This window comes from Rhizobium sp. AC27/96, assembly GCF_001692325.1.
In the GTDB taxonomy this organism is placed as follows: domain Bacteria; phylum Pseudomonadota; class Alphaproteobacteria; order Rhizobiales; family Rhizobiaceae; genus Rhizobium.
In genome coordinates this window covers 207,865-229,919 of record NZ_LXKN01000002.1, presented here as the reverse complement: position 1 = coordinate 229,919, position 22,055 = coordinate 207,865, and the positions used below count along the sequence as shown (strand labels likewise).

The 22,055-nt window shown below is 59.1% G+C and carries 19 protein-coding genes; 10 read left to right on the top strand and 9 right to left on the bottom strand.

What is annotated here, in order from left to right; translation table 11 throughout:
- Positions 1–212 precede the first annotated feature (212 nt).
- Positions 213–956 carry an ABC transporter permease gene (locus A6U86_RS07845; RefSeq protein ID WP_244509851.1) on the bottom strand — a complete coding sequence of 248 codons (744 nt, stop codon included), beginning with the start codon at positions 954–956 and terminating at the stop codon, positions 213–215.
- Between the two features lie 1,514 nt (positions 957–2,470).
- On the opposite strand from A6U86_RS07845, the gene A6U86_RS07835 reads away from it, so the two are divergent.
- Complete coding sequence (locus tag A6U86_RS07835; protein WP_068388605.1) at positions 2,471–5,716, top strand: response regulator; 3,246 nt, start codon at positions 2,471–2,473, stop codon at positions 5,714–5,716.
- On the opposite strand, the gene mnmD is transcribed toward A6U86_RS07835, so the two are convergent.
- Positions 5,713–6,447 (bottom strand): tRNA (5-methylaminomethyl-2-thiouridine)(34)-methyltransferase MnmD, encoded by a 735-nt coding sequence (gene mnmD, locus A6U86_RS07830; protein ID WP_068388602.1) that lies wholly within the window; start codon positions 6,445–6,447, stop codon positions 5,713–5,715. The two genes, A6U86_RS07835 and mnmD, sit on opposite strands and share 4 nt — an antisense overlap.
- On the opposite strand from mnmD, the gene A6U86_RS07825 reads away from it, so the two are divergent.
- From A6U86_RS07825 to A6U86_RS07790, 8 genes are all read left to right on the top strand, one after another.
- The gene (locus A6U86_RS07825; RefSeq protein ID WP_068388601.1) at positions 6,446–7,630 is read left to right on the top strand and encodes an FAD-binding oxidoreductase; all 1,185 of its coding nucleotides are present in this window, start codon (positions 6,446–6,448) and stop codon (positions 7,628–7,630) included. The genes mnmD and A6U86_RS07825 overlap by 2 nt on opposite strands.
- Positions 7,631–7,736: 106 nt before the next feature.
- Positions 7,737–8,444, top strand: coding sequence for a DUF1045 domain-containing protein (locus A6U86_RS07820; protein ID WP_068388597.1), 708 nt, complete (start codon positions 7,737–7,739; stop codon positions 8,442–8,444).
- Between the two features lie 118 nt (positions 8,445–8,562).
- A complete protein-coding gene (gene puuE, locus A6U86_RS07815; protein ID WP_068388593.1) occupies positions 8,563–9,486 on the top strand; it encodes an allantoinase PuuE in 924 nt (307 codons plus the stop codon).
- A gap of 1 nt (position 9,487) precedes the next feature.
- Positions 9,488–9,985 carry a 2-oxo-4-hydroxy-4-carboxy-5-ureidoimidazoline decarboxylase gene (gene uraD, locus A6U86_RS07810; protein WP_068388684.1) on the top strand — a complete coding sequence of 166 codons (498 nt, stop codon included), beginning with the start codon at positions 9,488–9,490 and terminating at the stop codon, positions 9,983–9,985.
- Positions 9,986–10,054: 69 nt separating this feature from the next.
- The gene (locus tag A6U86_RS07805; protein WP_068388590.1) at positions 10,055–10,417 is read left to right on the top strand and encodes a DUF86 domain-containing protein; all 363 of its coding nucleotides are present in this window, start codon (positions 10,055–10,057) and stop codon (positions 10,415–10,417) included.
- A 7-nt stretch (positions 10,418–10,424) separates the two neighbouring features.
- Positions 10,425–10,925, top strand: a complete 501-nt coding sequence (locus tag A6U86_RS07800) for an ureidoglycolate lyase (RefSeq protein ID WP_068388587.1) — start codon at positions 10,425–10,427, stop codon at positions 10,923–10,925.
- Positions 10,922–11,278: a hydroxyisourate hydrolase gene (gene uraH / locus A6U86_RS07795; protein WP_068388582.1), complete on the top strand. Its 357-nt coding sequence runs from the start codon at positions 10,922–10,924 to the stop codon at positions 11,276–11,278. Before A6U86_RS07800 ends, uraH begins: the two co-directional genes overlap by 4 nt.
- 3 nt (positions 11,279–11,281) lie before the next feature.
- Entirely contained in the window at positions 11,282–12,022 is a 741-nt protein-coding gene (locus tag A6U86_RS07790) for a metallophosphoesterase (protein WP_068388579.1), read from the top strand.
- On the opposite strand, the gene A6U86_RS07785 is transcribed toward A6U86_RS07790, so the two are convergent.
- From A6U86_RS07785 to A6U86_RS07770, 4 genes are all read right to left on the bottom strand, one after another.
- Complete coding sequence (locus tag A6U86_RS07785; RefSeq protein ID WP_068388576.1) at positions 12,019–13,158, bottom strand: alpha-hydroxy acid oxidase; 1,140 nt, start codon at positions 13,156–13,158, stop codon at positions 12,019–12,021. The genes A6U86_RS07790 and A6U86_RS07785 overlap by 4 nt on opposite strands.
- Before the next feature lie 41 nt (positions 13,159–13,199).
- Positions 13,200–14,507, bottom strand: a complete 1,308-nt coding sequence (gene guaD, locus A6U86_RS07780) for a guanine deaminase (RefSeq protein ID WP_068388573.1) — start codon at positions 14,505–14,507, stop codon at positions 13,200–13,202.
- Entirely contained in the window at positions 14,504–15,742 is a 1,239-nt protein-coding gene (locus A6U86_RS07775) for a urate hydroxylase PuuD (RefSeq protein ID WP_034476572.1), read from the bottom strand. Before A6U86_RS07775 ends, guaD begins: the two co-directional genes overlap by 4 nt.
- Before the next feature lie 115 nt (positions 15,743–15,857).
- Positions 15,858–16,775, bottom strand: a complete 918-nt coding sequence (locus A6U86_RS07770; RefSeq protein WP_068388571.1) for a LysR substrate-binding domain-containing protein — start codon at positions 16,773–16,775, stop codon at positions 15,858–15,860.
- Between the two features lie 81 nt (positions 16,776–16,856).
- Between A6U86_RS07770 and A6U86_RS07765 the strand changes: the two genes are divergently transcribed.
- Complete coding sequence (locus A6U86_RS07765) at positions 16,857–17,060, top strand: hypothetical protein (protein WP_068388568.1); 204 nt, start codon at positions 16,857–16,859, stop codon at positions 17,058–17,060.
- A 146-nt stretch (positions 17,061–17,206) separates the two neighbouring features.
- Here A6U86_RS07765 and xdhB read toward each other — a convergent pair whose 3' ends face one another.
- The 3 genes from xdhB to A6U86_RS07750 form a co-directional block, all read right to left on the bottom strand.
- Entirely contained in the window at positions 17,207–19,546 is a 2,340-nt protein-coding gene (gene xdhB, locus A6U86_RS07760; RefSeq protein WP_068388565.1) for a xanthine dehydrogenase molybdopterin binding subunit, read from the bottom strand.
- Between the two features lie 3 nt (positions 19,547–19,549).
- Positions 19,550–21,019 carry a xanthine dehydrogenase small subunit gene (gene xdhA / locus A6U86_RS07755; RefSeq protein WP_068388562.1) on the bottom strand — a complete coding sequence of 490 codons (1,470 nt, stop codon included), beginning with the start codon at positions 21,017–21,019 and terminating at the stop codon, positions 19,550–19,552.
- Positions 21,020–21,091: 72 nt separating this feature from the next.
- The gene (locus A6U86_RS07750) at positions 21,092–21,868 is read right to left on the bottom strand and encodes a 3-hydroxybutyrate dehydrogenase (RefSeq protein ID WP_068388682.1); all 777 of its coding nucleotides are present in this window, start codon (positions 21,866–21,868) and stop codon (positions 21,092–21,094) included.
- Between the last annotated feature and the right edge of the window lie 187 nt (positions 21,869–22,055).

The window sequence follows — 22,055 nt, the reverse complement described above, 5'->3', positions numbered from 1 at the left end:
AGCGCATCAAATTATCACTGGGCTCACGCAGTCCCGTCGAGTATCAAGAAAGCCTTGGCCTAACAGTATAAATTAGTCCAACTTTTTATCCGCATCCCCATGGGTCAAATCTCAGTGATAATTTCCCGCTATCTCGGGTCAGCTCTTAGTACAAATCAACAGCTACGCTCATCAGATTCAATGATCCGGGTGCCTTTTGGTCACGCAAACCGCTATCCGGCGTCAAGCATCAATCTCTTTGAATATTTTTCTGCGAGCAAACCAATCAACAGACACAAACCACCAAACGATAGTACATACTCCCTATCGAGAAGGCGATCGCTGTAGTTTTCGAAATATGCCGTTCGCATCCACTCTACGCACTGCACCAGCGGATTATATGAAAGTGGAATGGCGATCTGATCAGGTAAATTTGGCGTTACGAAAAGACAGCCCGAACTAAGGTAGAAAAGGATCGTCATCAGAGCGTAGACAGTAACAAAAATAGGAAGGACAGTCGTCATGACGCTTATGATTGAGCCAATTCCCAAAGCTAATAGAATAGTTGCGAGATAGGCGAAGACTGCTTGTAGTGGGTCATCTGGATAAGGGCTTATACCCATTGATGTTAGTATAACCCAAATAAAAAATAAAGTTATAAATCCAGCTATAATCTCAAGAAATGCTCTACCGTAAATGATGTCGGTAATCCTCACTATGGGGAAAGAGAGCATGTTTTTATTCAAAATAATTGAATACGCCATAAATCTTGAAATATAAATAAATGACAACGTTGGAACAACACCGGCTCCGAAAAATACCATAGGGTTACTTCCGTATGGTGCAGACCTTCCCATAAGTGTGTTCAAAAATAACAAGACAAAAATGTGCGTTAGCGGCCAAAGCGATTGAACTAGGAAGCCAAGGCCATGGTTGAAGAAGCGGGTTCGCATGTCGCGCAAGATGACTGCGCTCATGACGTGTCTCCGTTCATGAAGCGCGTCTGCCACTGAACGCTTTTTTGTCTGCCTTTGAGGCTTCATCCAAAAGACCTAATGCAAAAGTGGAAGATTACATCCGAAAACCTGGAGGCCATATTAGTATATATCTAAGGCGGTCGTCACGCCGACAATATGCAGATTGATGTCATTGAATGAAGGTGATTTTTCGATTGCTCTCCGTCGCCTTCGGTCGAATTCCTTTCTATCAATCAAAACGCATCTCCTTTTATCGTAGTCGGCGGCCTGCAATAATTCACACTCCGATGCTAGCGGCCTCTTACGGTTCCTTATTGTACCTTGGTTGCTGATGATCTCGCCATACATGCGCGTTGCAAAACCATTTAGTCTCGCCCTTGCCGATTGCATAGCCTCCACTGCCCCTATACCTTACACCCGAATTCTTCGCGCCATTATTCAAAGAGGGGCGAAGAATTGCAATAAGCCAAGCTAATTTCGAATGGGTCACGCTGACCTAGAACGAGCGCAACAAGTTGTTTCGTCTTATAGTGATAATGTTGCTGCCAATTTTAGGAGCCCTGACGGTAGTCGGGATTATTTTTCTGACCCTGTTTGGCTAGCCCTTTATCGGTTCGCAGAACGACAAAAGCCGCTCTTTTGGGGCGCCTTTTCACTGGCCCCCAAACACTTATCTCGTTCGATTTCTGCCTATCGACATTGGTCCTTTCTATTGAATTGCGTGTAAATCAAGACGATGCTTGATCTTATTTGTTCTCGTTGTGTTCTTGCTTGGTGAGGTGTCAAATATAGGCTTCCGTGCAGCATGCGGTGCCGTGAAATCACAGCTATTGGTGTGTAAAGGATGCCGTTCGCCGGCCGATCTTCAAGACTTGCCGTTCCCCGTCGCTAGCTTTTGCAGGGTTTCTTAAGAGTTGAGGCAGAGTATAAGGCCAGGGATGCGGATTGTGGTGGAAGGTCGCGGCACGAGCTACGGTGTTTACGCGAGCGATTTCCATCGAAGCGGACCTTGAGTTTGAACTCTCTGCAGATCAGACATTTAGCAGCCCTGTTGGTGATATTGCTGAACGCAACCCCTGCGTTTCTCGGTCCGCAGACGGACCGCACAGGTCAGCGTCTGCTTTATACCAACCGAACGGTGGGAAAAGCGCATCGTCGATGCGATCGGCAAGGCTAAATCCTCCATTCGTGTTGAGGTTTACGACTTCACGTCCGTTCTGATCATCAATGCTCTCCAGCGCGCTGCGGGCGAGGGCGTCGAGATCGTGCGCCGGTTTATTGCGAACTGGGAAAGTCGATTAAAGTTGTCAAAGATGTTTGATCTCCCCTAATCCACCTCCATTTTGCATCGCGAACGCTCGGGTAAGATCTCCGGTAACGGGCGGTAACGTGATGCTTCAAGTGGCTGTTGTTTCATCTATAATTCGTTCACCATAGTTAACGCCTTGTTAAAGCGGTTCGTGATAGAGCGTCGTTTGATGAACCACTATGCGCGCTGAGAAGAGAGGCTCCGTTTGACCTTGGACGGTGAACTGCTGGAGATAGCGTGCCGCCGGATCGCCAGTCTGGACAGGCCTGCCTACATCAAGAACAGCGAGCTACGCTACGTCGCCGTCAACGAGGCCTATGCGCGTTTTTTCGGCCGCGACATCTCCGATTTCATCGGCAATCGCAGCCACGATCTCCTCGACGCTGGTGAGAGTGCCGAGAGGGAAGACAAGGAGCGCCGAGCTCTCGTCTTCGGCTCCGAGGAAACAACGCTGTGCTTCGACACCACAGGACGTCGGCGTTCGGGCATTCAGATCGAAAGCTTCTCGGCTTCTGAAGATCGTGTTTATGTTTTCGGGATGTTTCTCGGCACCCCGGCTGTCTCGGGCAAGGTCTCACCTGCGGGTCAAGTGCGAGAGAAGGTCGACGATGTAGGCTTTTTCAGTGCTGTTCTGGAGGATCTGCCGGTCGCGACCTTCGTGCGCGATGCCGACCATCGGCTGATCTATTCCAATGCAGCCCATGCGGCCATCATCGGCCTCGATCGCGAGGAAATGCTCGGCAAGACCGAACATGAAATGTTCGATGTCGGCGCCGACGAGTTCTTTGCGGAAAACGAGGCTGCGCTGAGGGAAGGGCGAGAGCACGAATTCGAAAGCGAAATCGTCGATCGGCAGCAGGTGAAACGCCCCGTCAAGATCCGTGTCAATCGCGCGACGACGCCTGACGGCAAGCACTACACGATAGGTTCCGTCGCCGATACGTCGGCACTGAAACAGCGAGAGATGCAACTGATCGAGGCGCAGGCCCGCGCCGAGGCGCTGCATCAGGACCTCGACAATATCCTTCGCTCGATGCCGATCGGGGTTCTGATCCACAACAGCGATTACATCGTCGAATACGTCAACGACGCCTGGTACGACATTTCGGAATTCCCGAAGGACGAGCGTTTCGAGGGGCGGCCTTATCGCGATTTGATCGCCAAGCATTTTGAACTCGAACGCTTCGGCTCGGATCGCAGCGTCGACGACATCTACGAGGCTCGTCTGGCTGCGCTGCGCAAGGCAGGGCCACATCTGCAGACGGAAGTGAATTTTGCCGACGGCAAATCCGTCATCATCGATGCGCGCCGCATTTCCAATGGCCGGACGCTGATGTCCTACACGGACATTTCCTCGGTGAAGCAGCAATCACAGGAGATCACCGAGACGCAGCTTGCGCTGGAGCGGCTCGGCGAGCTCATGGCGGATGCGATGGAGGCCATGTCGCAGGGTCTGCTGATCGTGCAGGACGGCACGATCATGCTGGCAAACGACAGGCTGAAGCATATGCTGAAGCTACCGGCGGAGCTTCTCGAAGTCGGCAAGGACTGGTCTGCCGCCTTCGACTATTGCGCCGCGCGCGGAGATTACGGTGACGATGCGGAGGCGATACGGCAATCCTGGAGCGAGAGCATCGCTGCGGGCACGCCGATCTCCTGCGTATTTCAGGTCGTTGGCGGCCGCTGGATACAGCTCGACGGCGCGATCGGCGGTCATCGCCGCTGGACCGTCGTGCTGACGGATGTCACCGATATGAAGGAGCGAGAGGCGGAGCTGCAGCTTCTGCTGGCCCGTAGCAACGCCGCGGATCGTGCGAAGTCCGAATTTCTGACCCATATGAGCCATGAAATCCGCACGCCGATGAACGGCGTTCTCGGCATGGCGGAATTGCTGGCCAAGACCGATCTGGACGCGCGACAGAAGACATTCGTCGATATCATCGTCAAATCGGGCAATGCGCTTCTGACCATCATCAACGACGTGCTCGATTTCTCAAAGATCGATACGGGCGCGATGCACCTGCGCAAGATAGCGTTTGATCCGGTGGAGGCGGTCGAGGATATCACGACGCTGCTGGCGGCCGCTGCGTCGGAGAAGAATATCGAGCTGATCATGCGCGCCGCGCCCGATGTGCCGGCAGCAGTGCTAGGGGATGCCGGGCGCTTCCGCCAGATCGTGACCAATCTCGTCGGCAATGCGATAAAGTTTACCGAGCGTGGCCACGTTCTCATCGAACTGGGCAGCCAGCCGATCTTCAGCGAAGACGTCTCGCTGATGCTGCGCGTCGAGGACACCGGTATCGGCATTCCGGATGGCAAGCTCGACAGCATCTTCGATAAATTCTCGCTCGCGGATTCTTCCTTTGCGCGGCGCCTCGAAGGCTCCGGCCTCGGGCTTGCCATTACGGCTGGGCTGGTCGACCTCTTCGGTGGATCGCTGGCGGTGGAAAGTGAATGGGGCAAGGGTTCGGTCTTTACCGTCCATCTGCCGGTGCCGCTGGTCGTTGACCGCGGTAAACCGCTTGATCTGCCCGCCGATGTCAAGAATGCCGGCATCCTGATCGTCGAGGACAATGAGATCCAGCGGCGCATCCTGACCGAACAGTTGGTGCAATGGGGTTTCGACAGCTATGCGGCCGAGAACGGCAGCACCGCCCTTGCCATTCTGGACACCGCGTTCGGCATGGGCGTACCGGTCGATGCCATGATCATCGACTATAGCATGCCTGATATGAATGGTTATGAGGTCGCACGCGCTGTCCGAGCCGATCCCCGTTTCGTTTCGCTGCCGGTGATGTTTCTGACATCGATGGGAGTGGTCGGCTATGACAAGGAACTGACCGCGGTCAACGGACAGGCGCATCTGATGAAGCCGGTGCGGGCCAATGTGTTGCGCAGCACGGTTGTCGACGTGGTCCGCACGTCACGCCGGCGCAAGATGATCGGCCAACCGAGCCCCGTTGCCCGGGCCATGCCGATAGAGGCGGAAGCTGCCGCCGCGATCGAGGCGAGCGAACAGTTGGCCTCGGCGAGACCCGGCAACGCCATCGATGTTCTCGTGGCCGAGGACAACGAGGTGAATCAGATCGTCTTTACGCAGATCCTGCAAGCGACGGGTCTGCGTTTTCTTGTCGTGGAAAATGGCGAGGCGGCCGTGGATGCATGGCGTCAATTGCGGCCGTCGCTGATCCTGATGGATGTCTCCATGCCGGTCATGAACGGTCATCAAGCAACGCGGATGATCCGGCAGTTCGAGGCGCAGAGCGGGCAGGGCTGGCATGTGCCGATCATCGGCGTGACGGTGCAGGCGCTTGAGGTGGACCGCGCGATGTGCATGGAGGCTGGCATGGACGACTGCTTGTCGAAGCCGATCAGCCCGGAACTTCTCGAGGCCAAGATCGAACGCTGGCTGGGCGATGCGGTTTTTCAGGCCGGACGCTTCAACAGTTAGGCCGGTTTGACGCCGCAGAGCATTTCCCGCTTGCCGGCGAAGCCCGGCCGTCGCTCGACGGTGAAACCCGTTGCCTGCAGATTGCGGCGCACGAAGCCTGCGGCGGCGTAGGTGGCAAAGGTGCCGTTCGGGACGGTCTTGTCGTAAAGGGCCTGCATCAGTTCCGGCGACCACATGTCCGCATTGCGTGATGGCGCGAAGCCATCGAGAAACCAGGCATCGAAGCTGGATTTTGCATTGCTGACCCCTTCGAGCGCCAGACCGCAGACGACGGTCAGGCGCATATGGGCGTCGAGTTGCAGCGAGACGATGCCTTGCGGATCACCGGGCCATGCGGCGACGAGAGCCTGCCGTTCGCGATCGATCTCGGGCCAGTGCGACAGGGCGCGATCGATCTGGTCAGCCTGCATCGGGTAGAGTTCGAAGGACATGAAATGCAGTTCGGATTCCGGCCCGGCTTGCTGGCGCCATTGACGCCAGGTCTCGCAGAAATTCAGGCCGGTGCCGAAACCAAGCTCGCCGATGAGGAAATTCTGCTGCTCCTGCCAGCGCGCAGGCAGGCCATTGCCGGCCAGGAAGACATGGCCGCATTCCAGCCGGCCATCGGTCTGGCAATAAAAATGATCGCCAAAAGCCGGCGAATAGGGCATATCGCCGTCGCGCCATTCGAGCTCCGGGCTTGCCGTGTTGGTTTCGGACGTTTGCGTCCGATCGGAAACTGGATCTGTCATGGAAAGAGCCGATAATCCTCCGGGGCCTGCCGGTCAATCATCTGTCGATCTTCTGATCGTCGGTGGCGGCATCATGGGCTTGTGGGCAGCTGTTCATGCCGAGCGCCTCGGCATTCAAACGCTGCTGGTCGATGCCAACAGTTTTGGACAGGGCGCAAGCGGTGGCCTGCTCGGCGCTCTGATGCCGCATATGCCGGACAAGTGGTCCGGGAAGAAGCGGTTTCAGTTCGACGCGCTCGTGGCTCTGGAAGAAGAAATTGCGGTGCTGGAAGTGGCGACCGGGCTTTCCGCCGGTTACCGTCGCGCCGGGCGCCTGATCCCGCTGCCGAAGCCGCATCTGCGGGAGATCGCGCTTGGTCATTCGCGGGATGCGCAAACGCATTGGCACCAGGGCGGGCGTGAGTTTCACTGGCATGTCGTCGATGCGGCACCTGTTCCCGGCTGGATCGATCCCGCGGCGGCCGAAAGCGGTTTCGTCTTCGATACGCTGGCGGCGCGGGTCGCTCCACGTGCTCTTTTGAAAGCGCTGCTGACCTTTCTCTCCGGTGCCAGGCACGTCCGGTTGCTTGAGGGGGTGAGCGTCCAGGGCATCGATCCGGACAGAGGTGTGGCGACTACAAACAAAGGCGATATCTTGTTTGGCCGCTGCATTCTGTCGGCCGGACACAGTTCTTTCCCGATACTCGACGGACTGACCCGCGATCGCAAATCCTCTCTAGGCCAACCGGTCAAAGGGCAGGCGGCTCTGCTGAAGGCGGATGTCGATGCCAGCCTGCCGGTGATCTTTCGTGATGGCCTCTATATCGTCCCGCATGAGGGCGGAATGGTCGCGATCGGCAGCACCAGCGAGAACCGGTTCGAAGATCCGCTATCTACGGATGGCCAGTTGGATGATCTGCTGGCCGCAGCCCGCTCGATGGCGCCGGCCTTGCTGGGAGCTGAGGTCGTTGAGCGTTGGGCCGGTCTGCGGCCGAAGGCGATCGATCGTGACCCGATGGTCGGCGCGCATCCCGATCATCCCTCATTGATCGCACTGACGGGCGGTTTCAAGGTGAGCTTCGGATTGGCGCATCGGCTGGCGGAAGCAGCCGTACGGGAAGCGGTTGACATGCCATCTTGCTTCACGTTGCCGCAGACATTCACCCTGGCAAGTCATATTGCCGTCGTATCACACAAAATGTGAATATACGCCCCCTTCAGGTCGTCAATTTGTCACGCAAATCACCTATCTGCTTGGCCGTCAGCAACCCGCTCGGTCAGCCGGTTTGTCGTGCCTGGGAGGAGATTTTATGCGCTACGCCATTTGCTTCACGCCGTCCGCGAGCGATCCGCTGACGCTTGTGGCCGCAAATTGGCTCGGCCGTAACGTCTATTCCGGCGAGATGGTCGATCCGCCCGCGGTGCGCGGCCTCGGGATCCATGAGATCGCTTTCTATACCGCCGTTCCCCGCCGCTACGGGTTCATGGGTTTGTTGAAGGCGCCTTTCCGCCTGGCGGAAGATGTGTCCGAGGCGGCGCTGCTGCGCGATCTCATGCGGTTTTCCGGCTCGGTCGCGCCCTTCGAAATTCCAAGGCTTGAAGTCGCGCGGCTCAGCGGCGCCCTGGGTCTCGTGCCGTCCGCACCCAGCCAGCAGATGCATTTTCTCGCCGCGTCGCTGGTTCAGGCTTTCGACCACTATCGCGCGCCACTGAGCGAAGCCGAGATCGAACGTATCGATCCGGACGGTCTTTCGGCGACGCAATTTGCCAATTTGCACCGGTGGGGCCATCCGCATGTGATGGATGAATTTCGCTTTCAGATGATGCTGACCGGCACGATCAGCCCGGGCGATATGCTGCGGATCGAACGGTCGCTGCGGGACTTCTTCGAGCCATCGCTTGCGGCACCAATTCCCGTCTCCAATATCGCGCTGATGATGGAAGATGGCGCGGGCGGTCCTTTCCGGGTGCATTCCCTGCATCCGATGGGCAAGGTCAGTGCCCGCAAGATTGCCTAGGTCAGCGGTGCCAGCCGTATTGGCGGCTTGCCATTGAAGAGAAAGTGATTTTCCCACTTTCCGTCTCGACATTCGCGGCACGGGTGCTACCGTTCTCCTTATTCGAGAAGGTGCTTCAATGTCGGAAAACTACTCCCGCGATCTCATCGGCTATGGCCGCAACACTCCCGATCCGAAATGGCCTGGCGACGCACGCGTCGCGGTGCAATTCGTGATCAATTATGAAGAGGGCGGGGAAAGCTGCATCCTCGACGGCGATCCGGGGTCGGAAAACCTGCTGTCCGAGATCGTCGGCGCCGCCTCCTGGCCGAACCAGCGCAATCTCAATATGGAATCGATCTACGAATACGGCTCGCGTGCCGGCTTCTGGCGGCTGTGGCGCATGTTCACCGAACTCAAGGTCCAGGCGACTGTCTATGGCGTGACGCTTGCCATGGCACGCAATCCCGAAGCGGTTGCGGCGATGAAAGAGGCCGGCTGGGAGATTGCCAGCCACGGCTATCGCTGGCTGGAATACAAGGATTTTTCGGAGGATCTTGAGCGCAAGCACATTCTCGAGGCGGTGCGGCTGCACACCGAGATCACCGGCGAGCGGCCCTACGGCATGTACCAGGGCAAGCCTTCAGACAATACGCTGCGGCTGGTCATGGAGGAGGGCGGCTTCCTCTATTCCTCCGATTCCTATGCCGATGATCTGCCCTATTGGGTCGATGGCGTGAACGGCAAGCCGTTCCTGATCATTCCCTACACGCTCGAAACCAACGACATGCGCTTTGCCACGCCGCAAGGCTTCAACTCGGGCGACCAGTTCTTCACCTATCTCAAGGATGCGTTCGACACGCTTTATGAGGAAGGCAAGCAGGGCAGCCCGAAGATGATGTCCGTCGGCCTGCATTGCCGTCTCGTTGGCCGCCCGGGTCGAGCCGCAGCGCTGCGACGGTTCATCGAATATGTCTTGAAGCACGACAAGGTCTGGATCCCCCGGCGCGTCGAGATCGCCAACCATTGGTATGAGCAGCATCTCCCTGGAGGCGCGCGCTGAGATGGTATCGCGCGACGAATTTGTGAGCCGTTTCGGTGGCGTTTTCGAACATTCTCCCTTCATTGCTGAGCGCGCTTATGATGCCGGTCAAATTGCTGAGCCGTTGACCTCCGGTGGCGTGCATGCCGGCCTGACGATGTCTTTCCGCGCGGCGAGTGCGGAGGAGCGGCTTGGCGTCCTGCGGGCTCACCCCGATCTGGCTGGCCGGCTGGCGATTGCCGGCGAGCTCACCGAAGACAGCCGCAAGGAGCAGGCAGGCGCCGGGCTTGATCGGCTCAGCCCGGTGGAACACGCCCGCTTCACGGAGCTGAACACCGTCTATGTGGCGAAGTTCGGTTTTCCCTTCATTATTGCGGTGAAGGGTCTCGGCAAGGACGATATTCTGGCTGCCTTCGAAACGCGTGTTGGCAATGACCGTGAGGCGGAGTTTGCGACGGCAACGGCGCAGGTAGAGAAGATCGCTCTGTTGCGCCTGCAATCCCTGCTTCCGGAAAGCTGATATGCGGAGAGGGCTGTCTCTTTCTGGAGCTCTCAAGGCTTGCGACCGGGCTGAAAGAGGGCGTGTGACATGAGTTTGGATCGGCTGGTTACCTATCTCGATCGCATGCAGCGGGCGGCGTCCGAAATCTGTTCGTTTCTACACGGGATTGATCGTGACGCCTTTCTCAACGACCTCGAGAAACAACGAGCTATCGGCATGAATCTCGTGCTGCTGGGCGAAGCGGCCTCGCGCATTTCGGAGGAATATCCCGAATTTACCGTTGACCATCCGGATCTGCCTTGGCATGCGCTAGGCGACTTTCGGAATCGAATTGCGCAGGGCTATGTCGACATTGAGCTGACGGCCCTATGGGATATGGCGCAAACATCCGTTCCGGACCTGCTCTCACAACTGGACTCCATTCGCCATTGGCGAGCGGAAGGCGAATAATCATAGAATGACACAGCAACTGGACATTCGCCCCCTGACAAAGGCGGCATTCACACCATTCGGCGATGTGATCGAGGCTGATCCGGCGACGATGCGCCTCATCAATGGCGGCACGACGGAGCGTTTTCACGGGCTTGCCAGCGCCGAGGCCATCGGCGATGGGGCACGGGTGATCCTGAATATCTTTCGCGGCCAACCGCGCGCCTTTCCCTATGCGATCGAGATGATGGAGCATCACCCCTTCGGCAGCCAGGCCTTCGTGCCGCTCAACGGTCGGCCCTTCCTGGTGGTCGTTGCGCGGGATGAGGACGGCAAGCCGGGCAAGCCGGAGATCTTCCTTGCACGCGGGGATCAGGGCGTGAATTACCGCGCTAAAGTCTGGCATTATCCATTGATGGCGCTTGGCGAGCAGAGCGATTTCCTGGTCGTCGACCGCGACGGGCCGGGAAACAACCTGGTGGAATTCTTCTTCGATACCCCCTTCATCATCGGAGCACCGACCCTATGACCGGACTGACGACCCATGTGCTCGATACGGCCCTCGGCAAGCCGGCCGAAGGCCTGGTGATCGATCTTTTCAGGATCGAGGGCGATGCTCGCATCCATCTAAAGACGGTGACGACCAATTCGGACGGGCGCGTCGACGGTGGTCCTATTCTGATCGGCGACAGCTTCGTCGCCGGCACCTATGAGCTGCTGTTCCAAGCCGGCGACTATCTGCGCGCAAGCGGCGCGAAGCTGACGGAGCCGGCCTTTCTCGATCTCGTGCCGATCCGTTTCGGCATTGCCGACATAACGGCGCATTATCATGTGCCGTTGCTCATCTCGCCCTATGGCTATTCCACCTATCGCGGGAGCTGAGATATGCGCTTTGCTGTGATTGCGGATATTCACGGCAATCATCTGGCGCTGGAGGCGGTGCTTGAGGATATCCGAAAGCAAGGCATCACGGATATCGTCAATCTTGGCGATTGTTTCAGCGGACCGCTGACGGTGGGGAAGACTGCCGATATTCTGCTGGGGCTCGATGCCGTGACGGTTCGCGGCAACCATGACCGATACCTGATCGAGCAGGCGCCTGAGGCAATGCACGCCTCTGATAGCGTGGCTTACGCGGAATTGAGCGAACGTCATCTCGCTTGGCTGCGCAGCCTGCCATTCAGCACCGTCTACCAGAACGAAGCCTATCTCTGCCACGCCACTCCCGCCAATGACAACGTCTACTGGCTCGAATCCGTCTCGCCGGATGGCCATGTCTATCTGAAGCCGCTGGAAGAGATCGAAGCGCTTGTTGACGGCGTCGAGTTTCCGCTGATCCTGTGTGGTCACAGCCATATTCCGCGTGCCGTCCGCCTTTCCGGCGGGCGTCTGATTGTCAATCCCGGCAGCGTCGGCTGCCCGGCCTATGACGACGATCTGCCTTACTATCACAAGGTGGAGGTCGGTCATCCCTTCGCCTCCTATGCGATCGTGGAAAAGCAGGGCGAGTGCTGGCTGCCGGTCTTCCGGAATGTGGTTTATGACCATCAGGCCATGGCGGAATTGGCGATGAAGAGGGGCCGTGCCGAATGGGCAAGCGGTCTGGCGACGGGCTGGTTGCGCTAGAGATCGGCGAGAATATCCCGCCCGACCGCTTTGATATCGCGCTTGCCGCAAAGTGCCATCGAAGTATCCAATTCCTTGCGGATGATTTCGAGCGCCAGCGTCACACCTTCCTTGCCCATGGCGCCGAGGCCGTAGAGGAATGGGCGGCCAATGAAGGTGCCCTTTGCGCCGTAAGCGATGGCCTTGAGCACGTCCTGGCCCGAACGGATGCCGCCATCCATATGCACCTCGATCTTGTCGCCAACGGCGTCGACGATCCTTGGCAGCATGCTGATGGAGGAGTGAGCGCCATCGAGCTGACGGCCGCCATGATTGGAAACGATGATGGCATCGGCGCCGGTATCCACGGCCGCCCTGGCATCCTCGGGGTCAAGAATACCCTTGATGATCAGCGGGCCGCCCCATTGCTCCTTGATCCAGGCGACATCGCTCCAGGAGAGCTTGGGATCGAACTGCGAATGCGTCCAATGCGACAGCGTCGTCATGTCGGAAATATCCTTGGCATGGCCGATGATGTTGCCGAAGGAATGGCGCTTCGTTTTCAGCATCTCCATGCACCAGCGCGGCCTTATCGCCATTTGCCAGACGTTCTTCGCCGTCATTTTCGGCGGCGCGGAAAGTCCGTTGCGGATGTCGTTGTGGCGCTGTCCGAGGATCTGCAGGTCGGCTGTCAGTACCAGCGCCGAGCATTTTGCGGCCTTGGCGCGCTGGATCAGGTTCAGGACGAAATCGCGATCCTTCATCACATAGAGCTGGAACCAGAAGGGCTGTTTCGTCACCGAGGCGATGTCCTCGATCGAGCAGATGCTCATGGTCGACAGCGTGAAGGGGATGCCGAATTCCTCGGCTGCGCGCGCCGCCAGCATCTCGCCATCGGCATGCTGCATGCCGGTGAGGCCGGTCGGCGCCAACGCCACCGGCATAGAGGCCTTCTGGCCGACCATCGTGGTTGCCAGTGATCGGTCGGACATATCGACGAGGACGCGCTGGCGCAGCTTGATCCTGGCGAAATCGGCCTCGTTCGCCTGATAGGTCGATTCCGTCCAGGATCCGGAATCGGCGTATTGGAAAAACATCTTCGGCACGCGCCGCTTGGCGATCTGTTTCAGTTCGGCAATGGTAAGCGGCGCGGTCATGGCTGTCTGCCTTCTCGGTGGTTGTGTTGCTTCTTGTCGCCCTATTGCAGGATCGATTTCATCGGCTTTCCGGCGACATAGGTTTCGACGATAGCGCGATCGTCGCCCATCGTCTGTAGCAGGAACAGTTCCTCGGTGAGGTTCTTTACGACTTCCATCTTCAACGCCATGGCCGGCGTGGCGGCGGCGTTGAGGATGATGAGGTCAGCCTCCGTGCCGGTGTCCAGCGTGCCGATCTTGTCGGCGAGCGAGAGGGCCTCGGCATTGCCTCGGGTCATGTAGTAATAGCTTTCCAGCGGGTTCAGGCGCTCGCCGAGGAGCTGCTGGATCTTGTAGGCCTCATCCATGGTGCGCAGCATAGAATAGCTCGAGCCGCCGCCGATATCGGTGGCAACGCCGATACGAACGGGCTTCTCGCGGCGCGCCAGCGCCTTCAGCGGGAAGAGACCGGAGCCGAGGAAGAGGTTCGAGGTCGGGCAATGCACGGCGACCGCGCCGGCCTCGCTCATGGCATCGGCCTCGCGCTCGGAGAGATGAATTGCATGACCGAACAGGCTCTTGGAGCCAAGTAGCCCGTAGCGGGCGTAGATATCAGTATAGTCGATCGCTTCCGGGTAGAGCTCGCAGGTGAAGGCGATCTCGTCGTGGTTCTCGGACAGATGCGTCTGGATGTGCAGGTCCGGGAATTCGCGGGCGAGGGCGGCCGTCGCCTCCATCTGCGCCGGCGTCGAGGTGATGGCGAAGCGCGGCGTGATGGCGACATGGTTGCGGCCTTTGCCATGCCAGTCTGATATCACCTGGCGTGTCTCGTCATAGCCCATCTCCGGGGTGTCGAGCAGCCCCTGCGGCGCATGGCGATCCATCATCACCTTGCCGCCAACCATGCGCATGTTGCGGCGCATGGCTTCGGAGAAGAAGGCGTCGGCGGAGGTCTTGTGCACAGAGCAATAGGCAACGGCCGTCGTCGTGCCATGGCGGATCAACTCGTCATAGAAATGCGTGGCGATGCGCTCGGCGTGCGCGCTTTCGACGAAGCGGCATTCCTCGGGGAAGGTGTAGGTGTTCAGCCATTCCAGAAGATTGGCAGCGTAGGAGGCAATCACCTGCATCTGCGGGAAATGCAGGTGCATGTCGATGAACCCGGGAAGGATCAGATGCGGCCGATGGTCGATTTCGGTGACGTTTTCCGGCGCCTGCGCCTTGATATCGGCATAGAGGCCGGTCGCGACGATGATGCCGTCCTCGATCAGCAGGCCGCCGTCGCTTTCGTAAGCGTAGCTATCCGTATCATCGAGGCTTTGCGGCAGGCGCTTGAAGGACAGCAGGCGGCCGCGCAGAAGGGTGGTCATTGGCTCTTTTCTCCGATGGAGCTTTCGAACCAGGCGACCAGCAATTTGCGCTCCTCGGGCGTCACCTCGGTGACGTTGCCCGGAGGCATGGCATGGCTGCGGCCGGCCTGGATATAAATCTCCCGGGCATGCATAGCGATTTCCGCGTCATTTTCCAGCATCACATCCTTCGGCGGTCGGACAATCCCTTCATAGACGGGCTCGGCCGCATGGCACATGGAACAGCGTGTCGAGACCATCTGCTTGACGGCCGGGAAATGCGCGTCCGAGGCGAATTGCTGGAAGGCGGGCGCGACCGCATTGGCATCCTTTTCACCGGTCAGCACCTTCGGCACCGTCGAAAGCCACATGATGACGATAAAGAGGACGAGCGTGACGATCCAGGTCCAGGTCGGGCGGCCCTTACGAGCATGCGTGGTGTTGAACCAATGACGGATGGTGACGCCCATCAGGAAGACCAGCGCCGCGATGACCCAATTGTAGGCCGTGCCGAAGGCCAGAGGATAGTGGTTCGACAGCATGAAGAAGATGACGGGCAGCGTCAGGTAGTTGTTGTGCAGCGAGCGCTGCTTGGCGATGCGGCCGTATTTCGGATCGGGCGTGCGGCCGGCGATGAGGTCGGCGACGACGACTTTCTGGTTGGGGATGATGATCATGAAGACATTGGCGGACATGATCGTCGCGGTGAAGGCGCCAAGATGCAGGAAGGCGGCGCGGCCGGTGAACAGATGCGTATAGCCCCAGGCCATGAAGACCAGCACGGCGTAAAGCACCGCCATAAGGCCCCAGGTATTGTTGCCAAGCGGCGATTTGCAGAGCAGGTCGTAAACGATCCAGCCGCCGGCGAGCGAGGCGAGCGAGATCAGGATGGCAACGGGGACGCTGACGTCGAGCACATGCCGGTCGATGAGAAAGAGATTGGCGCCGCCGTAGTAGACGATGCACATCATCAGGAAGCCGGAAAGCCAGGTGAAATAGCTCTCGTATTTGAACCAGGTCAGATGCTCCGGCATCTGCGCGGGTGCCACGAGATATTTCTGGATATGATAGAAGCCGCCGCCGTGAACCTGCCATTCCTCGCCATAGGCACCGGGCGGAAGGTGCGGGCGCTTGACCAGCCCGAGATCGAGCGCGATGAAATAGAAGGACGAACCGATCCAGGCAATCGCGGTTATGACGTGGAACCAGCGGGCGGCAAAAGCCAGCCATTCCCACGCTATGGCATACTCGTACATGCGGTCCCCCTTCTTCTCTTTCGACTCGACACCTTGCAAAATGTTGAGGTCGGATGGAAGCGGAGAGTTTGATAGGCGAGCCAAAAGCCGTGGTCTTGGCGAATGTCCGCCCGCATTATTCCAGCGGCCGGCCGAATTCGGTGAGGAGCCAGTCCCTGAAGGCTCGGATGCGCGGTGTATGACGCCTGTTTTCCGGATAGGCGACCCAATAGTCGGCACCGTCGGTCGAAAGGATATCGAAAGGCTGGATCAGCCTTCCGGAGGCAAGCTCCTCCGCGTAGAATTCGGGTGTGAGAACCGCGACCCCCTGACCGGCCAAGGCAGCACTTGCCTCGAAGGATTGCGCACCCAGCCTGCTTCGCGGCCTGCCCTGAAGGCCGGGGTCGGTAACGCCGGCATCCTGGAACCATGTAACCCACCATGGATCACCCGCATCGATGATGCGCAGCTTCAGGAGATCAGCCGGCTCGTGCACGCCGCCGATCGTCTCTGCCAGCGCCGGGCTCAGCATGGGCGTGAAGGTCATTTTCATCAACAAGTGGGCACGCAGGCCCGGCCATGTGCCCAAGCCGGCGCGGACGGCGATGTCGGACGGTTCGCGAGCGAAATCGATGATCGAGCCTGAGGTCGACAGTCGAACGGCGATTTTGGGGTGCTTGAGCTGAAACGAGCCGAGATGGCGTGCGAGCCATTGGGAGGCAAAGGTCGGCGTCGAATGGATGAGAAGCGTGGTCTCGGCGTCGCCGCTGATCGAGGCCATGGCATCCTGCAACATGGCAAAGGCTTCGGCTACTTTTGGCGCCAGCTGCTCCCCGGTTTCGGTCAGTTCGATCTGCCTCGGGCGGCGCAGAAACAGAGGCTCGCCCACGGTCTCCTCAAGCAGCTTGATCTGATAGCTGACGGCCGTCTGCGTCATGCCCAGCTCGTCGCCGGCACGGGTGAAGCTGCCGAGCCTGGCGGCAGCCTCGAAGACGCGCAGGGCATTCAACGGGAAGCGTTTCGACAGCTTCATGGATAAGTTCTCTTTATGCATCCAGACGATAGTTCGATTGGAATTTCAGCATTTTTGGCAGCAAAGTGCAATTCACATCGTTGATTGAATTGAGGTGTTGTCATGGACTGTTATGCTGTGGAACGGATAGAAATGGCCAAGCCTTCAGGCTTCGCTCGGGTTCTGGAATCGTTGGCGCAGGTCTTCAGCAGGCACGGCGAGCCATCCCCGCATCTGGATCTTGAAGACATGCCGGACCGGGTGAAACGCGACCTGGGTTTCCTGGACGGGCGTGAGCCGCGTTATGAGGATATGCGGCTGCGATAGGCTGAAGACGCTGTCGAAGGGTCGTGGCCGTCAGGGCGGCTATGACTTCCGAGCATTGTCAATGCTGGGGGCTTGCTGCGGCAAACACGAGTTCGCTTTGTGGCTTCCGACTTTCTGCATGCCACTTTTGTCTGGCGCGATAGCCATCACATCGCCTTCAGGCGCTCCACCGCCATCAGCACCCGTTCCGGCGTTGCCGGCGCGTCGAGGCGCGGGCAGACGCGGTAATCCGCAACGCTCGCAACCGCCATCGATAATGCTTCAAGCACCGAGATCGGGAGCATGAAGGGCGGCTCACCCACAGCCTTGGAACGGCCAATGGTGGCTTCCGTGTTTTCGGACCATTCGGCAAGGCGTGTGTTGAAGATCTTCGGTCGGTCGGAGGCGAGCGGGATCTTGTAGGTGGAGGGCGCATGCGTGCGCAGACGGCCCTTGGCATCCCACCAGAGCTCCTCGGTCGTCAGCCAGCCCATGCCCTGCACGAAGGCGCCCTCGACCTGGCCGATGTCGATTGCCGGATTGAGGGAGCGGCCGACATCGTGGAGGATATCGGCGCGATCGATCAGATATTCGCCGGTCAGCGTGTCGATCGAGACTTCCGAGCAGGCGGCGCCATAGGAGAAATAATAGAACGGCGTGCCGCGGCCGGCCTTGCGATCCCAATGGATCTTCGGCGTCTTGTAGAAGCCGGCGGCGGAGAGCTGCACGCGGGCGAAATAGGCCTGCTTGACGAAATCGGGGAAGGGGATTTCGGTGTCGCCGACGCGAACGCGGTTCGGCAGGAACTGCACTTCTTCGGCGCCGACACCCCACTTCTCGATGGCGAAGGCGACGAGCCGCTCCTTGATCTGGCGGGCGGCATCATAGGCGGCCATGCCGTTCAGGTCGGAGCCGGAGGAGGCGGCTGTTGCCGATGTGTTCGGCACCTTGCCAGTTGTCGTCGCAGTAATTTTCACCCGGTCGATATCGACCTGAAAGCTATCAGCCAAAACCTGCGCGACCTTCGTATAGAGGCCTTGGCCCATCTCGGTGCCACCGTGGTTCAGGTGAATGGAGCCGTCCTGATAGACATGCACCAGCGCGCCCGCCTGGTTGAAGGCGGTCATGGTGAAGGAAATGCCGAATTTCACCGGTGTCAGCGCGATGCCCTTGCGGATGAAGCGGCTCGAGCGGTTGAACTCGATGATCGCTTTGCGCCGTTCCTGGTAATCGGAGGATGCTTCCAATTCATCGACGATGCGGTTGATGATGTTGTCGGTGACCTCCTGATGATAGGGCGTCAGCGTCCGGCCGGAACCAGGCTGGCCGTAGAAGTTGGCGCGGCGGATTTCCAGCGGGTCCTTGCCAAGCGCATAGGCGATCTCTTCGATCATGCGCTCGCCGCCGACCATGCCTTGCGGGCCGCCGAAGCCGCGAAAGGCTGTGTTGGAAACGGTATGGGTCTTCAGCGGCTTCGATGTGAGGTGCACATGCGGATAGAAATAGCTCGAATCCGCATGGAACAGCGCGCGGTCGGTGACCGGGCCTGAGAGGTCGGAGGAAAAGCCGCAGCGAGCGGCATAGGTGGCATCGACAGTATGGATGCGGCCGTCGTCGTCGAAGCCGACTTCGTAATCCACCAGAAAGTCGTGGCGCTTGCCCGTGGCGCTCATGTCCTCATCGCGGTCGGGGCGGAACTTGACGGCGCGGCCGAGCTTCTTGGCGGCGACGGCGGCCAAAGCCGCAAACTGATTGCCCTGCGTTTCCTTGCCGCCGAAGCCGCCGCCCATGCGACGCACGACGACAGTGACGGCATTGGACGGAATGTTTAGAACATGGCCGACAATATGCTGGATTTCGCTTGGATGCTGGGTGGACGACCAGACGGTGACCTCATCGTCCTCGCCGGGGATCGCCATGGCGATATGGCTTTCGAGATAGAAGTGCTCCTGGCCGCCGATGCGCATCTGCGCCTTGATGCGGTGCTTGGAGTTTGCCATCTCCGTTTCGGGCTCGCCGCGCTTCAGCGTCATCGGCTCGTAGACGAGCGGTGCGCCATTGGCGAGCGCGCCATCGATATCACTCCAATGCGTGAGGTCGCGGTAGTCGATCTTGGCGAGGCGAGCGGCGCGACGGGCCGCATCGCGCGTTTCGGCGATGACGGCGAAGATCGGCTGGCCGTGAAACTCGACCTTGGTCTCGGCGAGCAGCGGCTCGTCATGCATGCCGTTGGAGCTGGTGTCGTTGACGCCGGGAACGTCGGCGCCGGTGAAGACCCAGACGACGCCGGGATAGGCCTTGACGGCCGAAAGATCGATGGAGACGAGTTCGGCATGGGCGCGGTCGGAGAGGCCAAGCGCACCGTGCAGCAAGCCTGCCGGTTCGGGAATATCGTCGATATAGTCGGCGGCTCCGGTCACGTGCTTATGGGCCGAATCATGCTTCAGCGATCCATGCATCGAGCCGTTGATGACAACCTTGCGTTCTTCGAAAGCGGATTTATCCATGGTTCAAGCCTCCGCCATCGCGAAGCGTTTCAGCTCCTGCGGCGCACCCGATGTCTCCAGATAGAAGCGGAGAAGCAGGTTCTTGGCGGTCAGCTGCCGATATTCGGCGGTGGCGCGCCAATCGGTCAAGGGCTTGTAATCGACATCGAAGGCGGGGCGGACGGCCGTGACGGTCTCTTCCGTCCATGGCTTGCCGATCAGCTCGGCCTCGACCGTGCGGGCGCGCTTCGGGGTCGCGGCCATGCCGCCGAAGGCGATGCGGATATCGGCGACGTTGCCGACATCATCGAGCACCAGATGGAAGGCGCCGAGCACGGCCGTAATATCCTCGTCGCGGCGCTTGGTGATCTTGTAGACGGCAAAATGCACGTCTTCGGCGGGGTAGGGCACGAAGATGCTTTCGACGAATTCTCCGGGGTTACGATCCTGCCTGCCGTAGTCGATGAAGAAATCCTCGAGCAGCAGGCTGCGCGTACCGGCCACCGAGCGCAGCCTGACGGTCGCACCGAGGGCAATCAGCGGCGGCGGGGAATCGCCGATCGGCGAGCCGTTGGCGATATTGCCGCCGATGGTGCCCATGTTGCGCACCTGCTCGCCGCCGATGCGGTTGATAAGGCCCGAGAGCGCAGGGATCTTCTCGCCGATGGCAGCAAAAGCACGGCTATAGGTGACGCCGGCGCCGATGGTCAGGCCGTCATCTTCGATAGTGATCCTCTGCAGCTCACTCAAATGATTGATGAAAACCACCGGGTTCAGCCTGCGCATCTGCTTGGTCACCCAGAGGCCGACGTCTGTGGATCCGGCGACCACGGTTGCCTTCGGCTCGTCCGCAAGCACCTGCGCCAGGGCGGAGACAGAGCCGGGTACGATCAGGCGATCCTCGCCTTCGGTTATGGTGATGGTGTCGTGGCTCTGCATCGGCCAGAGGCGTGCGATGATGTCGGCCCTGGTTTTCTCAAGCGGATCGAAGAGGGCGCTTGGGCGCTTCTCGCTGACCAGTTCGGCCGCCTTGACGATGGGCTCGTAGCCGGTGCATCGACAGAGATTACCCTGGAGCGATTTCTCGATCTGTGCCCGGTTCGGTTTTTCGGTCGAGAGCCAGAGACCGTAGAGCGACATGATGAAGCCCGGCGTACAGAAACCGCATTGAGAGCCATGGCAATCGACCATGGCCTGCTGCACCGGATGCAGCGTGCCATTCTGGGCAGCCAGATGTTCGACAGTAACGACGTGGGTCGCATGCAGCGAGCCGACGAAGCGGATGCAGGCGTTCACCGACTCATAGTGAAGCCCGCCGTCGATCAACCGTCCAACCAGCACCGTACAGGCTCCGCAGTCGCCTTCCGCGCATCCCTCCTTGGTTCCCGTCAGGCGCCGCTTCAGGCGCAGGAAATCGAGCAGCGTCTCGGTGGGGCGCAGATTGGAGAGCGTAATATCCTCGCCGTTGAGGATAAAGCGGATGCTGTCGTTCATATCGTTCCCGAATTCTCTGTCGTTGGCCGGGGCCGGATGTGCCTGTGCGAAACCGGCCCTAACCGTCTATCGTTATGCCGCGGTCCAGCCACCGTCAATCGAGACGTGTGTTCCGGTGACCTGGCGCGCCTCGTCACTGGCGAGATAGAGCGACAAGGCGCCGATCTCTTCGGCCTTGACGAATTCATGCGTCGGCTGCGCCTTGAGGATGACTTCGGTCTTGACCTGTTCCTCGGTCATCCCACGTGCCTTGGCCGTGTCCGGGATCTGCTTTTCGACAAGCGGGGTCAGGACGTAGCCGGGGCAGATGGCATTCACCGTGACGCCGAACTCGGCAAGCTCGAGCGCTGCCGTCTTGGTCAGGCCCAATATACCATGTTTTGCCGCGACATAGGCGGATTTGAAGGGAGAGGCGACGAGGGCATGCGCCGAAGCGATGTTAATGATGCGGCCGTATTTCCTGGCTTTCATCAATGGAATGGAGGCGCGGATCGTGTGAAAGGAGCTGGACAGGTTGATCGCGATGATCTGGTCCCACTTTTCGATCGGAAAGTCCTCGATCTTCTCGACATGCTGGACGCCGGCATTGTTGACGAGAACATCGACGCTACCGAAGGTCGAATTGGCTGTGGCGATCAGGTCGGCGATCTCGGCAGGCTTGGTCATGTCGGCCGGATGATAGATCACTTTGCCGCCGCCGGAGGCTTCGAGCCTGGTCTTGATCGCATCGATTTCCTCGGGCTTGCCGAAGCCGTTGATGACAACGTTATCGCCCTTGGCGGCGAAGGCGGTGGCGATGGCGAGGCCGATACCGCTCGTGGAACCGGTGACGACAACTGTTCTAGCCATGATCTTCTCCCTGTACAGCGCAGCGTCTTGCTGCAACGCAAAAGTGGCTTGAGCCTACTGCATAATTCCTTAAATCGGAATCGATTTAAGGATGAAATTATGCAGCATTTCAAGGTGCTACAGCGTCCTTAGCGCGTCTCAAAAGACGCGCGGCGCTGTAGTCCCAAACCTGCGGATCTGGCAATCG